This window comes from Variovorax sp. GW821-FHT09B05, from assembly GCF_059418265.1.
In genome coordinates this window covers 355,494-367,464 of sequence record NZ_JBWKPN010000006.1, presented here as the reverse complement: position 1 = coordinate 367,464, position 11,971 = coordinate 355,494, and the positions used below count along the sequence as shown (strand labels likewise).

Below are 11,971 nucleotides of genomic sequence, written 5' to 3'. Positions count from 1 at the left end.
AACGCGCGCGGGCGTGCAACTCAGCGCGCCACGCCCAGCAAGCGATCGAGCACCTGCGGCTGCGCGCGCAGCGCGGCCGCGCTGTCGGCATGCACGATGGCCCCGTGGTCGAGCACCACGGCCTCGTCGGAGATCGCGAGGATCGCCTGCGGATGCTGCTCGACCACGATCGCGGCCAGGCCCTCGTCGCGCGTGATGCGGCGGATGGCGCGCAGCAGCTCCTCCACGATGATCGGCGCCAAGCCCTCGAGCGGCTCGTCGAGCAGCAGCAGCTTCGGGTTCAGCACCAGCGCGCGGCCCACGGCCAGCATCTGCTGCTCGCCGCCCGAGAGCTGGGTGCCGAGGTTGGTCTTGCGCTCGGCCAGGCGCGGGAACATCTCGTAGACGCGGCGCGGATTCCACGGCCCGGGCCGCTCCACCGCGGTGAGGTTCTCGTGCACGGTGAGCGACTTGAAGATGTTGCGCTCCTGCGGCACCCAGCCGATGCCGGCCGCCGCGCGCTGGTGCGGCGCGAGCCGGTGCAGCGCCTGGCCGCCGAGCGCGATGCTGCCGCCGTGCTGGCGCGTGGCGCCCGCCAGGGTGTTGATCAGCGTGGTCTTGCCGGTGCCGTTGCGGCCCAGCAGCGCGAGCGTGCGGCCCTCGCCGAGCGCGAAGGACACGTCGTGCAGCACCACGGCCTCGCCGTAGCCGGCGCTGAGCTTCTCGATGCGCAGCAGCTCAGACATGGGCGGCCTCCGCGGACTGGCCATGGCCGAGGTAGACCTCCTTGACCCGCGGGTCGTTGGCGATGGCCTCGGGATCGCCCTCGGTCAGCAGGGTGCCGTTGACCAGCACCGTCATGCGGTCGGCGAAGCTGAACACCAGGTCCATGTCGTGCTCGATCAGCAGCACCGACACGTCGGCCGGCAGCGCGGCCACGGTCTGCAGCAACTCCTCGCGCTCGCCCGCGGGCACGCCGGCCACGGGTTCGTCGAGCAGCAGCACGCGCGGCTCGCAGGCCAGCGCGATCGCGATCTCGAGCAGCCGGCGCTTGCCGTAGGCCAGATGCTTCGTCTGCTGGTGCGCCACGTCGGCCAGGTGGAACTGCTCGAGCAACTGCCCCGCGCGCTCGGCCACCGCCTGGGTCGCGCCGAGCGGGCGCCACCATTGCGCGCCGATACCCTGGTGCTGCGACACGACCAGCGCCAGCGTCTCCAGCGGCGTCATCGAGTCGAACAGCTGGTTGATCTGAAAGGTGCGCACCAGCCCGCGCGCCACGCGCTTGTGCGGCGCGAGGCGCGTGATGTCCTCGCCGAGCAGCGTGATGCGGCCCTCGGAGGGCGTGAGCACGCCCGTGAGCTGGTTGATCAGGGTGGTCTTGCCGGCGCCGTTCGGGCCGATCAGCGCATGGCGCGCGCCACGCTTGAGCTCCATCGAGACGTTGTTGGTGGCGGTGATGCCGCCGAAGCGCATCACCAGGCCGAGGGTGGAAAGCACGGTGTCGGTCATGCCGCACCGCCCTTCTTGCCGGCACCGAACCAGGTCCAGGGCTTGAGCAGACGATCGCGGCCCACGAGCACCAGCAACACCAGGATCAGGCCGATCCAGAACATCCAGTACTGCGGCGTCACCGACGACAGCCAGGTCTGCAGCAACTTGAAGACGATGGCGCCCGCGACGCCGCCGTAGAGCCAGCCCACGCCGCCGATCACCAGCATCAGCAGCACGTCGGCCGAGCGGTCGAAGGCCAGCACGTCGAGCGAGGCGAAGCCGGTGGTCTGCGCGAGCAGCGCGCCCGCGGCACCGGCCACGCCGGCAGCCACGGTGTAGATCACGGCCAGCCGCGACACCACCGGGATGCCGATCGCCATGGCGCGCAGCCGGTTGTCCCGGATCGCCTTGAGCGTGGCGCCGAAGGGCGAATGCACGAGCCGGCGCATGACGAGGAACAGCACCAGCATCACGGCGAGTGAATACCAGGCGGCCGTGCGGCCGTAGAGATCGAACTCGAACAGGCCGAGCACCGGCCCCATCACCACGCCCTGCAGGCCGTCGGCGCCGCCGGTCAGCCAGTCGAGCTTGTTGGCGAGTTCGAGCAGCAAGAGCGCGGTGCCGAGCGTGACCATCAGCCGCGTGAGGTCGCTGCCGCGCAGGATGGTGACGCTGGCCACCAGCCCGAGCAGCGCCGACACGACGATGGCGAACAGCAGGCCCACGGTCGGGTCGGGCATCACCAGCTTGGCGAACAGCGCCGCGGCATAGGCGCCGAAGCCGAAGAAGGCCGCATGGCCCAGCGAGACGATGCCGGTGTAGCCGAGGATCAGGTCGAGCGACATCGCGAACAGCGCGACGATGGCGATCTCGTTGACCAGCAGCGAGTGCGAGGGCGTGACCAGCGGCAGCGCGAAGGCGATGGCCCACGCCACGAACTCGACCGGGTGCCAGCGCGCCTTGCGCAGCAGCGGCGACTGGAAGTCGGAGGAAGAAGAAGGCGCGCCCATCAGCGGCCTCCCTTGCGCGTGAACAGGCCCTGCGGGCGCCACATCAGGATCAGGATCATCAGCAGGTAGACGGTGAAGGCGCCCATCTTCGGAATGAAGTACTTGCCGGCCACGTCGGCGATGCCCAGCAGCAGCGCGGCCGCGAGCGGACCGGTGATCGACGAGGTGCCGCCGACCGAGACCACGATCAGGAAATAGATCATGTACTTGAGCGGGAAGGTCGGATCGAGGCCGAGGATCTCGGCGCCGAGCGCGCCGCCCAACCCCGCGAGCCCCGAGCCGACCGCGAAGGTCAGCAGGAACACCACGTTGACGTTGATGCCGAGGCCCGCGGCCACGCGCGGGTCGTCGACCGCTGCGCGCAGCCGGCTGCCGAAGCGGGTCTTCGAGAGGATCAGCTGCAGCACCACGGTGAGCACCGCGCAGACCGCGATGATGAACAGCCGGTAGTGGCCCATGCCCAGCATCAGCGCGCCGTCGCCGAGCTCGGTGCGCCCGCGCAGCCACTCGGGCAGCTGCACGTTCTGCTGCGAGGAGCCCACGAAGTAGTCGATGGCCGCCACCGCCATGAAGGCCAGCCCGATCGAGAACAGCACCTGGTCGAGGTGCGGCTTGCCGTACATGGGCCGGTAGAGCGTGCGCTCGAGCAGCGCGCCGGCCAGCGCCACGACCACGAAGGCCAGCGGCAGGCACAGCATGAACGGCACGCCGAACTTCTGCATCGCGAACACGGTGAGATAACCGCCCGCCATCGCGAAGGCGCCGTGCGCGAGGTTGATGAAGTTCATCAGCCCCAGCGTCACGGCCAGCCCCACGGCGAGCACGAACAGCAGCATGCCGTAGGCGATGCCGTCGAAAAGAATGGTGAGCATGCAGCTTCTGTGGGATGCGGTCTCGAACGCGGACAGCCGAACGCAGAAGTCGCGAAGGTCACGCAGAAGTCGCCGAAGGAATCAACAAGGATTCTTCCGCGACTTCTGCGTGATTCTGGTATTCCTTCCGCGTTCGGCTGTCCGAACCCGCATTGCTATTACTTGGCTTTACCCGGGTCCTTGACGCCCTTGATGACGTCGAACTCCACGTTGTAGAGCTGCCCGTCCTTCTTCTCGACCTTGCGCAGGTACACGTCCTGCACCACGTCGCGGGTCTGGGCGTCGATCAGCACCTGGCCGCGCGGGCTCTCGAAGACCTGGCCCTTCATGCCGGCCAGCAGCGCCTCGCCGCCGCCCTGGCCCTTGCTGGTCTTGAGCGCCTCGTAGATCACGCGCATGCCGTCGTAGCCGCCCACGGCCATGAAGTTGGGGCGCAGCTTGGGGTTGGCCTTCTCGAAGGCTTCGACGAACTTCTTGTTCGCGGCCGAGGGATGGGCGGCCGAGTAGTGGTGCGAGGTGACCACGCCGAGCGCGCCGTCGCCCATGTCGTTGAGCTGGTCGTCGTCGGTCACGTCGCCGGTGGCGATCAGCTTGATGCCGGCCTTGTCCATGCCGCGCTCGAGGAACTGCTTCATCACGGCCGCGCCCGCGCCCGAGGGCACGAAGACGAACAGCGCGTCGGGCTTGGCGTCGCGCACCTTCTGCAGGAAGGGGGCGAAGTCGGGATTGCGCAGCGGCACGCGCAGCTTGTCGATCACCTTGCCGCCGTTGAGCGCGAAGCGCTCGCTGAAGAACTTCTCGGCGTCGTTGCCGGGACCGTAGTCGCTCACCAGCGTGACCACCGTCTTGATGCCGTTCTTCGGCGCCCAGTCGCCCATCGGCACCGACACCTGCGGCAGCGTGAAGCCGCTGCGCACGATGAAAGGCGAGGCCTCGGTGATGCTCGAGGTGGCCGCGGCCATCACGACCTGCGGCGTCTTCGACTGGGTGGCGATCGGCGCCACCGCGAGCGCCAGCGGCGTCAGGCCGAAGCCCGCGAGCACGTTGACCTTGTCGTTCACCACCAGCTCCTGCGCCAGGCGCTTGGTGACGTCGGGCAGGCCGGTGTCGTCCTTGACGATCAGCTCGATCTTCTTGCCGGCCACGGTGTCGCCGTTCTGCGCCATGTACAGGCGCGCGGCGGCCTCGATCTGGCGGCCGGTCGACGCCGACTGGCCGGTCATCGGCAGGATCAGGCCGATCTTGAACTTGTTGTCCTGGGCCTGGACGGCCGTCACGGACAGCGCGCCGGAAAGCGCGAGCGCGGCGAGGCTCGCGGACTGGATGAGTTGACGCCTTTGCATGAGTTCTCCTTTGGGGGCGACGAGCGGAATCGGCCTATTTTTCAACACTTTGCAACACTCCTTGTCGCGGACCTTCACCTAGGCGCGGGCCCGCGCGGCGCTTTGTTGCGCGATAGACAAATGAACTGCGCGATGATCGCGCAACGGGGTGGATCGGTGCCGGTCAGGCGTCCGCGCGGTACGCGGAATCGAGCGTGAGCGTACCCACCGCGCGTGACACGCAGGCGCAGATGCGGGTGGTGGCCTGCTTCTCGTGCGCGCTGAGGAACACGTCGCGGTGGTCGATCTCGCCGTCCACCGCCAGCACGTCCATCGCGCACAGCCCGCATTCGCCGCGCCGGCAGTCCCACAGGGTCTGCACGCCGGCCGCGTCGAGCGCATCGAGCAGCGAGCAGTCGGCCGGCACGGTGATCGCGAGGTCGTGCCGCGGCACGCGCACGGTGAAGGCCTGCGCGGCCAGCCGGCCGCTGCTGCCGAAGGTCTCGAAGCGCAGGTCGGCCGCGGGACGGCCGGCCGCCGCCCAGGCGCGCTGCACGGCCTCGAGCATGGGTGCCGGGCCGCAGGTGTAGAGCTGGCCGCCCGCGGGCAGCGCGGCGATGGCCGCCGCGAGGTCGATGGCCGCGGCGCCTTCGTGCGTCTGCAGCTTCTCGTCGCCGAGCGATGCGCGCAGCTCGTCGAGGTAGGCGAACTCGCCCGCATGGCGCGCGCCGTAATGCATGGCCAGCGGCACGCCGCTGCGCCGCGCATGCGCGCCCAGCCGCTGCGCCATGCCCACCAGCGGCGTGATGCCGATGCCGCCCGCCACCAGCAGGTAGCCCGGCGCCGACAGGTCGAGCGCGAAGTGGTTCTGCGGCGCGCTGACCTGCAGGCGGTCGCCCACGGCCAGCCGCCACATCGCGAGCGATCCGCCGCGGCCGTCGTCGAGCCGCTTGACGGCGATGCGCCAGCCGCCGTGCTCGCCCTGTCCCACGAGCGAATACGAGCGCGTCTGCAACCGGCCCTGCGCGCTCGTCACCTGCACCTGCAGATGGGCACCGGGCTCGTGGCCGCCGGCCGAGCCCGCCTCGGGCCGCAGCTCGAATTCGCGCACGGTGGGCGTGAGGTCGCGCAGCGCCACCACCTGCGCCTGCATCCATTGGAGATCGCTTTTCATCGGGGAACCAGGACCGGAAAAAAGAAGGAAGCCGCTCAGCCGCGGCGGCGGATCAATTGCACGCCGGGCAGCGAACGCTGCTGCTCGGTGGGCGCGCCATGCAGCGCCTCGCGCAGGTTGCGCCGCGCGATGCGGCTGTGCTCGCGCATCAGCGCCTCGGCGCGCGAACCCTCGCCGGACTCGATGGCATCGAGCACCTGCAGGTGCTGGTCCTGCGCGATCACCAGCATGTCGCGCGCGGCCGGCGAATTGGCCTGCACGATCACGAAGCCCGAGGGCGAGGCGAACGGCAGGTTGATCACGCGCTCGAGCTGCTGCGCGATGACCGGGCTGCCGGCCATCTCGCACAGCAGCGCATGGAAGCGCTCGTTGTGCGTCACGTAGCGCGAGAAGGCGGCGTCGTCGAGCGCGGGCTCGCGCAACAGCTCGTCGATGCGCTGCAGGCAGCCGCGCGCCTCGCGCAGCACCACGGGCGCCGCGCCGCGTTCGGCCGCGAGCCGCGCGACCAGCCCCTCGAGCGTGCCGCGCAGCTCGATCGCATCGGCCACGTCGCGTTCGGAAAAGGTGCGCACCGCATAGCCGCCGTTGGGCAGGGCCTCGAGCAGGCCTTCCTGCTCGAGCCGCATCAGCGCGGTGCGCACCGGCGTGCGCGAGACGCCGAGCTGCTCGGAGATCGCGACCTCGGCGATGCGCGCGCCGCCCGGCAGCTCGCCGGCCAGGATCATCTCGCGCAGCCGCAGCTGCGCCTTCACGGCCTGCGAGGCGCCGCTGTCGCCGGGCTCGCCGGCGCTGCTGCTGGCGGCGACCTTCATGCGGCCTGCCGCTGGTCGACGCGGATCGGGATCGCGGCGCGCGCGGGCCGTTCCTTGTCGACCATGCGGTCGATCAGCCGCCGCGCCCACATCGAGCCGGCGTCGATGTTGAGGTTGTAGAAGCGGTGGTCGGGATGCTCGTCGATCGCCTTCTGCTGCGCCTCGAGCACCAGCTCGTCCTCGCGGAAGATGCCCGAGACGCCCTCGCGCAGCTCGTGCGTGAGGCGCTGCTCGCCCAGGCAGTAGTTGCGCGCGAAGGCCCAGAAGTAGAGGCAGGTCTTGTCGGTCTCGGGCGTGATGGTGTTGAGCACGTAGCCGTTGACGCCCTTGCCGCGGTCGCCCGGGCTGCCGCCCTTGGGCACCGCGCCGCTGCCGGCCTCGGCCACGCCGACGTCGATGTTGACGGTGCACGGCGCCTCGAAGCGGATGATCTGCCAGCGGTCGACCTTGCCCGCGTAGCCGCGCGCATGGCGGATCTGGCCGCCCCAGAACGGCGGCGCCTCGATGTTCTCCATCCAGCGCGTGACGGTGGCCGAGCGGTCGCCGTGGGTGGCGACGAAGGGCGCCTCGGCCACCTCGCGGTTGCCGATCGAGGAGCCGTGCACGAAGGTCTCGTGCGTCAGGTCCATGAGGTTGTCGACCACCAGCCGGTAGTCGCAGTTCACGCGGATCATCTTGCCGTCGCCGGCCCAGGCCGGGTCGTCGTTCCAGTGCATGTCGGGCACCAGCGCGGGGTCGGCCAGCGCCGGGTCGCCGGGCCAGATCCAGATGAAGCGGTGCTTCTCGGCCACCGGGAAGCTGCGCACGCAGGCGGAAGGATTGAGCGTTTCCTGGCTCGGCATGTGGGTGCAGCGGCCCTGGCTGTTGTAGACCAGGCCGTGGTAGCCGCAGACCAGCTCGTCGCCCTCGAGCCGCCCCATCGACAGCGGCAGCAGCCGGTGCCAGCAGGCGTCCTCGAGCGCGGCCACCTGCCCGTCGGTGCGGCGGAACAGCACCAGCTTCTGGTTGCAGACCGTGCGCGGCAGCAGCGCATGCCGCACCTCCACGTCGTAGGCGGCGGCATACCAGGCGTTGAGCGGGAAATGGGGCGATCGCGTGTCCATGGATACTCAATGTATACAGAAATACGAGAATTTCCAGCATATTCGGCCGAATCAAGGGAAAACACCGATCCCTCTGTACACATCGACGTCGCCACACAAGGCGATACGATGTTCCGTTCCACCTCTTTCGTTCAGACAAGCCGGAGTTCCATCCTCATGTCACAGCACGCCACCCTGCCCGCCCGCTACGACCACGTGGGCAGCTTCCTGCGTCCCCAATACCTGCTCGAAGCCCGCGAGCAGAAGGCCAGGGGCGAGATCACGCCCGAGCAACTGCGCACGGTCGAGGACAAGGCCATCGCCGAGATCGTCAAGTTCCAGGAAGACATCGGCCTCAAGAGCATCACCGACGGCGAATTCCGCCGCACCTACTTCCACATCGACTTCCTCGACCAGCTCGGCGGCGTGAAGACCGACATCCCGGTCACGATCCGCAAGCCCGACGGCAGCGAGGAACTCGCGCCGCCCGCGATGCGCGTCATCGACAAGGTGCGCCACGTCAAGAACATCCAGCTGGCCGACTTCGAGTACCTCAGGAGCCAGGTCTCGGCCGGCCGCACGCCCAAGGTCACGATCCCCTCGCCCACCATGCTGCACTTCCGCGGCGGCCGCGCCGGCATCAGCAAGGAGGCCTATCCCGAGCTCGACCCGGCGTTCTACGACGACGTGGCCCAGGCCTATGGCGACGAGCTGCGCTCGCTGGCCGCGGCCGGCTGCACCTACGTGCAGATGGACGACACCAACCTTGCCTACCTCTGCGACGAGCACATGCGCGAGGCGGCCCGCAAGCGCGGCGACGACCCGAACGAGCTGCCGCACCGCTACGCCGCCTTCATCAACAAGGTGGTGGCGCAGAAGCCGCCGGGCATGCTGCTGGCCATGCACCTGTGTCGCGGCAACTTCAAGAGCACCCATGCCGCGGCCGGCAACTACGAGCCGGTGGCCGAGGCGCTGCTCCAGGAGATGGACCTCGACGCCTACTTCATGGAGTACGACGACGCGCGCTCGGGCGACTTCAAGCCGCTGCGCTTCCTGCCCAAGGGCAAGACCGTGGTGCTGGGCCTGGTGACCACCAAGTTCGGCCAGATGGAGGACAAGGACGAGCTCAAGCGCCGCATCGAGAACGCCGCCATGTACGCGCCGCTCGAGCAGCTCGCGCTGTCGCCGCAGTGCGGCTTCTCGAGCACGGTGCACGGCAACAACATCGCGGTCGAGGCGCAGCGCGCCAAGCTGCGGCTGGTGGTCGAGACCGCGCAGGAAGTCTGGGGATCGACCTGAGCCGCGCTTTCTGCTGAACTCGGGGCCATGACGACCCACATCTTCTCCGGCCCCCTTAGCATGTTCGGCGCCAAGGTCCAGATCGCGGCGCTCGAGAAGGGCATCGCCTTCGAGCTCGTGATGGTGCCCTTCGACCGCGACGACAACTACAGCCCCAGGCATCCCGAGGTGCTGCGCATCAACCCCAAGGGCCAGGTGCCGGTGCTGATCGACGACGCGGTCGAGCTGTTCGACTCGACCCAGATCTTCGAGTACCTCGAGGACCGGCATCCGCAGCCCGCGCTGTGGCCCGTCGAAGCGGCCGCGCGGGCCCGCGCGCGCCAGCTCGAGCACCGTTCCGACGAGGTCTTCTTCCCGCAGGTGGTCAAGCTCTTCGGCCTGCAGGAGGCGATGCAGAGCCCGCCCGCGGTGGAGGCCTGCGCCGCCTGCGCGCGCTTCTACGGCCAGCTCGACACCCTGCTGGCCGACGGCCGCGCGTTCCTGGCCGGCGACTACGGCTATGCCGACATCGCCTTCTACATGGCCCATGTGTTCGCCGACCGCAAGGGCGCGGGCATGACCGACGAGACGCCGCGGCTCGTGGCCTGGCGCGACCGCGTCGGCGAGCGGCCCGCGGTGCGCGCGGTGGTCGATCCGATGATGGACTTCCTGGCCTCGCAGGGCCGAGGCGTGCCGGCCTTCCTTCGGCGCTGAGGGGGCAAGCGCGGCGGCGCGCGGCGGGCTCAGGCATCATCGGTCCATGCCGAAAAACGGGTTCGACTGGCTTCCCTCTCCGTCCCAGCATTTCCTCGTCGTCACCTTCGCGCTGCTGGTCTACGTGCTGACCACCCGCGCGCGCCGCGAGCAGCGCGCGCCCACCACCGCCATCGCGTGGGTCATGGGCCTGGTGCTGCTGCCCTACCTGATCCTGCCGATGTACCTGCTGTTCGGCCAGCGCAAGCTGCGCCCCGCGGGCTCGGCGCGGCCGCCGCGCTCGGCGCCGGCCGGCCACTGGGCCGCCGACCTGATCGAGAGCTTCGGCCTGGCGCCGCCCGGGCGCAGCGCGATCCGGCTGCATGCCGACGGCGAGCATGCGCGGCTCGCGCTGTTCGAGGTGATCGATGGCGCGCGCGAACGGCTCGACGTCTGCACCTTCATCATCGGCAACGACGAACTCGGCCGCTCGGTGATCGAGCGGCTCGCGCGGCGCGCGCGCGAGGGCATCAAGGTGCGGGTGCTGCTCGACGGCTTCGGCGCGCTCACGCTGCCGCGCCACCACTTCGACCCGCTGCGCGCGGCCGGCGGCGAGGTGGCGGTGTTCCGGCCCTTCTTCAGCCTGCGCCGCATCGGCCCGCGCAACCTGCGCAACCACCGCAAGTTCACCATCGCCGACGACGGCTGGCTCTGGTCGGGCGGGCGCAACCTCGCCTGCGAATACTTCAACGGCGACGCCGCCCATCCCGAGGCCTGGCACGACCTGTCCTTCGACCTGCGCGGCAGCGTGGCGGCCGCCGCGGCGCGCCAGTTCGACCACGACTGGGCCTCGGTGCGCAGCCGCAAGCCGCGCGCGATCACGGCCGAGGACGTGCCCGAGGGCCCCGGTGCCGCGATGGCGCAGTTCCTGCCGAGCGGCCCCGACCAGACCGAGGACACCGCGCATGCGCTGCTGATCGACGCCTGCTTCCGTGCCGAGCACCGGCTGCTCGCGATCACGCCCTACTTCGTGCCCGGCGACGGCCTGCGCGACGCGCTGCGGCTGGCCGCGCGGCGCGGCGTGCAGGTCACGATCGCGATCCCCGCGCAGTCGAACCACCGGCTGGCCGACTTCGTGCGCGCGCGTGCCATGCGCGACCTGGCGCGCGCCGGCGTGAGCTTTCGCATGCTGCCGTTCATGGCCCATGCCAAGGCGGTGGTGGTCGACGACCAGCTCGCGATGTGCGGCTCGATCAACCTCGACCTGCGCAGCCTGCTGCTGAACCACGAGGCCAATGTCGTGTTCTACGGCGAGCACGAGATCGAATGGCTGGCCGAGTGGATCGAGACCACGGCCTCGGCCGGCGAGGCCTACCGCGCGCGGCGCCCGGGCCTGCTGCGCGACGTGGCCGAGGGGCTGCTGCTCACCGTCGCCTTCCAGCTTTGACGGGCGCGGCGGCGGCCTGGCCGCCCGCTTCCCGCGCCACCGCGTCGAGACCCGCGAGCACGTAGCGCATCAGGTCGTCGACCAGCGCCTCGGTGTCGCGCACCGCGGGCAGCACGCGCTGGCCCAGCTCCTTGGGCGCGACCATCATCACGATGCACGGCAGCACCGTGAACATCACGCTGCGCTGCACCGAGGGATGGTCGTCGGCCAAACCCATGATCTCGCCGATCAGCCCGCGCACCACCTTGGCCTTGGGCAGCACCGCCTTCTGGATCAGCACCGGCATCGCGCTCGACGGCGACAGCGCCTCGCGCAGCATCACGCGAAAGCCCCAGGGCGCCTGCGGCTGGTGGCCCATCTCGACCAGGTGGCCGAGGAAGGCGCGCAGCCGCTGGCGCGGATCGGCGCCGCTGCCGGCCTGCGCCACCAGTTCGTCCACGCTGACGATCTGGCGGTGCGCCTCGACCAGCACCGCCTCGTAGAGGCCGTCGCGGCCGCCGAAGTGGTAGTTGACCGCCGCCATGTTGGTGCCGGCGCGGGTGCAGATCTCCTTGCTGGTGCTGGCCGCGAAGCCGCGTTCGGCGAACAGCCGGCCCGCGGTCTCGAGGATGTGGGCGCGGGTCGCGCTGCCGTCGGTGCGCGGCGCGCGCGCGGCCGGTTCGGCCTCGGCGGCGGGCGGTGCGGAGGAAGCGGTCGGACGAGGGGAACGGGAGCGGCTGGCCATGGCGCGAGCCTACCCCAACTTCCGGCCTACTTCAAATTCAAATTTGAATTTGATACGATCCAGGCGCTCCTTCCGCTTTCGCCAAAA

The 11,971-nt window shown here is 69.9% G+C and carries 12 protein-coding genes; 3 read left to right on the top strand and 9 right to left on the bottom strand.

Annotated features, from left to right (window positions below):
- Positions 1-20: 20 nt before the first annotated feature.
- The 8 genes from AC07RM_RS18430 to AC07RM_RS18395 all read right to left on the bottom strand — a co-directional run bounded on the left by AC07RM_RS18430 (position 21) and on the right by AC07RM_RS18395 (position 7,763).
- Entirely contained in the window at positions 21-725 is a 705-nt protein-coding gene (locus tag AC07RM_RS18430; RefSeq protein WP_495335445.1) for an ABC transporter ATP-binding protein, read from the bottom strand.
- Positions 718-1,488 (bottom strand): ABC transporter ATP-binding protein, encoded by a 771-nt coding sequence (locus AC07RM_RS18425; protein WP_495335444.1) that lies wholly within the window; start codon positions 1,486-1,488, stop codon positions 718-720. The genes AC07RM_RS18430 and AC07RM_RS18425 overlap by 8 nt, the downstream gene beginning before the upstream one ends.
- Positions 1,485-2,480, bottom strand: a complete 996-nt coding sequence (locus tag AC07RM_RS18420; RefSeq protein ID WP_495335443.1) for a branched-chain amino acid ABC transporter permease — start codon at positions 2,478-2,480, stop codon at positions 1,485-1,487. The genes AC07RM_RS18425 and AC07RM_RS18420 overlap by 4 nt, the downstream gene beginning before the upstream one ends.
- Positions 2,480-3,352, bottom strand: coding sequence for a branched-chain amino acid ABC transporter permease (locus AC07RM_RS18415; RefSeq protein ID WP_057595671.1), 873 nt, complete (start codon positions 3,350-3,352; stop codon positions 2,480-2,482). The genes AC07RM_RS18420 and AC07RM_RS18415 overlap by 1 nt, the downstream gene beginning before the upstream one ends.
- A 158-nt stretch (positions 3,353-3,510) precedes the next feature.
- Complete coding sequence (locus AC07RM_RS18410; RefSeq protein WP_203205252.1) at positions 3,511-4,695, bottom strand: ABC transporter substrate-binding protein; 1,185 nt, start codon at positions 4,693-4,695, stop codon at positions 3,511-3,513.
- A gap of 163 nt (positions 4,696-4,858) precedes the next feature.
- Positions 4,859-5,848 carry a PDR/VanB family oxidoreductase gene (locus AC07RM_RS18405; RefSeq protein ID WP_495335442.1) on the bottom strand — a complete coding sequence of 330 codons (990 nt, stop codon included), beginning with the start codon at positions 5,846-5,848 and terminating at the stop codon, positions 4,859-4,861.
- Positions 5,849-5,883: 35 nt separating this feature from the next.
- Complete coding sequence (locus AC07RM_RS18400) at positions 5,884-6,660, bottom strand: GntR family transcriptional regulator (RefSeq protein WP_495335441.1); 777 nt, start codon at positions 6,658-6,660, stop codon at positions 5,884-5,886.
- Complete coding sequence (locus tag AC07RM_RS18395) at positions 6,657-7,763, bottom strand: aromatic ring-hydroxylating dioxygenase subunit alpha (RefSeq protein ID WP_495335440.1); 1,107 nt, start codon at positions 7,761-7,763, stop codon at positions 6,657-6,659. The genes AC07RM_RS18400 and AC07RM_RS18395 overlap by 4 nt, the downstream gene beginning before the upstream one ends.
- A gap of 156 nt (positions 7,764-7,919) precedes the next feature.
- Between AC07RM_RS18395 and AC07RM_RS18390 the strand changes: the two genes are divergently transcribed.
- Genes AC07RM_RS18390 through AC07RM_RS18380 form a run of 3 tightly spaced genes read left to right on the top strand, consistent with a single transcriptional unit; the run spans position 7,920 to position 11,160 of the window.
- Positions 7,920-9,041, top strand: coding sequence for a 5-methyltetrahydropteroyltriglutamate--homocysteine S-methyltransferase (locus AC07RM_RS18390; RefSeq protein ID WP_209540965.1), 1,122 nt, complete (start codon positions 7,920-7,922; stop codon positions 9,039-9,041).
- 27 nt (positions 9,042-9,068) lie between these two features.
- Positions 9,069-9,734 (top strand): glutathione S-transferase family protein, encoded by a 666-nt coding sequence (locus tag AC07RM_RS18385; protein WP_495335439.1) that lies wholly within the window; start codon positions 9,069-9,071, stop codon positions 9,732-9,734.
- Between the two features lie 46 nt (positions 9,735-9,780).
- Entirely contained in the window at positions 9,781-11,160 is a 1,380-nt protein-coding gene (locus tag AC07RM_RS18380) for a phospholipase D-like domain-containing protein (protein WP_431512220.1), read from the top strand.
- On the opposite strand, the gene AC07RM_RS18375 is transcribed toward AC07RM_RS18380, so the two are convergent.
- Entirely contained in the window at positions 11,138-11,884 is a 747-nt protein-coding gene (locus tag AC07RM_RS18375; protein WP_495335438.1) for a TetR/AcrR family transcriptional regulator, read from the bottom strand. The genes AC07RM_RS18380 and AC07RM_RS18375 overlap by 23 nt on opposite strands.
- Positions 11,885-11,971 lie beyond the last annotated feature (87 nt).

What these genes read in the sequence shown, in the direction of transcription:
- AC07RM_RS18430 (WP_495335445.1), bottom strand. Translation starts at nt 725, where the DNA reads ATGTCTGAGCTGCTGCGCATCGAGAAGCTCAGCGCCGGCTACGGCGAG.
- AC07RM_RS18425 (WP_495335444.1), bottom strand. Translation starts at nt 1,488, where the DNA reads ATGACCGACACCGTGCTTTCCACCCTCGGCCTGGTGATGCGCTTCGGC.
- AC07RM_RS18420 (WP_495335443.1), bottom strand. Translation starts at nt 2,480, where the DNA reads ATGGGCGCGCCTTCTTCTTCCTCCGACTTCCAGTCGCCGCTGCTGCGC.
- AC07RM_RS18415 (WP_057595671.1), bottom strand. Translation starts at nt 3,352, where the DNA reads ATGCTCACCATTCTTTTCGACGGCATCGCCTACGGCATGCTGCTGTTC.
- AC07RM_RS18410 (WP_203205252.1), bottom strand. Translation starts at nt 4,695, where the DNA reads ATGCAAAGGCGTCAACTCATCCAGTCCGCGAGCCTCGCCGCGCTCGCG.
- AC07RM_RS18405 (WP_495335442.1), bottom strand. Translation starts at nt 5,848, where the DNA reads ATGAAAAGCGATCTCCAATGGATGCAGGCGCAGGTGGTGGCGCTGCGC.
- AC07RM_RS18400 (WP_495335441.1), bottom strand. Translation starts at nt 6,660, where the DNA reads ATGAAGGTCGCCGCCAGCAGCAGCGCCGGCGAGCCCGGCGACAGCGGC.
- AC07RM_RS18395 (WP_495335440.1), bottom strand. Translation starts at nt 7,763, where the DNA reads ATGGACACGCGATCGCCCCATTTCCCGCTCAACGCCTGGTATGCCGCC.
- AC07RM_RS18390 (WP_209540965.1), top strand. Translation starts at nt 7,920, where the DNA reads ATGTCACAGCACGCCACCCTGCCCGCCCGCTACGACCACGTGGGCAGC.
- AC07RM_RS18385 (WP_495335439.1), top strand. Translation starts at nt 9,069, where the DNA reads ATGACGACCCACATCTTCTCCGGCCCCCTTAGCATGTTCGGCGCCAAG.
- AC07RM_RS18380 (WP_431512220.1), top strand. Translation starts at nt 9,781, where the DNA reads ATGCCGAAAAACGGGTTCGACTGGCTTCCCTCTCCGTCCCAGCATTTC.
- AC07RM_RS18375 (WP_495335438.1), bottom strand. Translation starts at nt 11,884, where the DNA reads ATGGCCAGCCGCTCCCGTTCCCCTCGTCCGACCGCTTCCTCCGCACCG.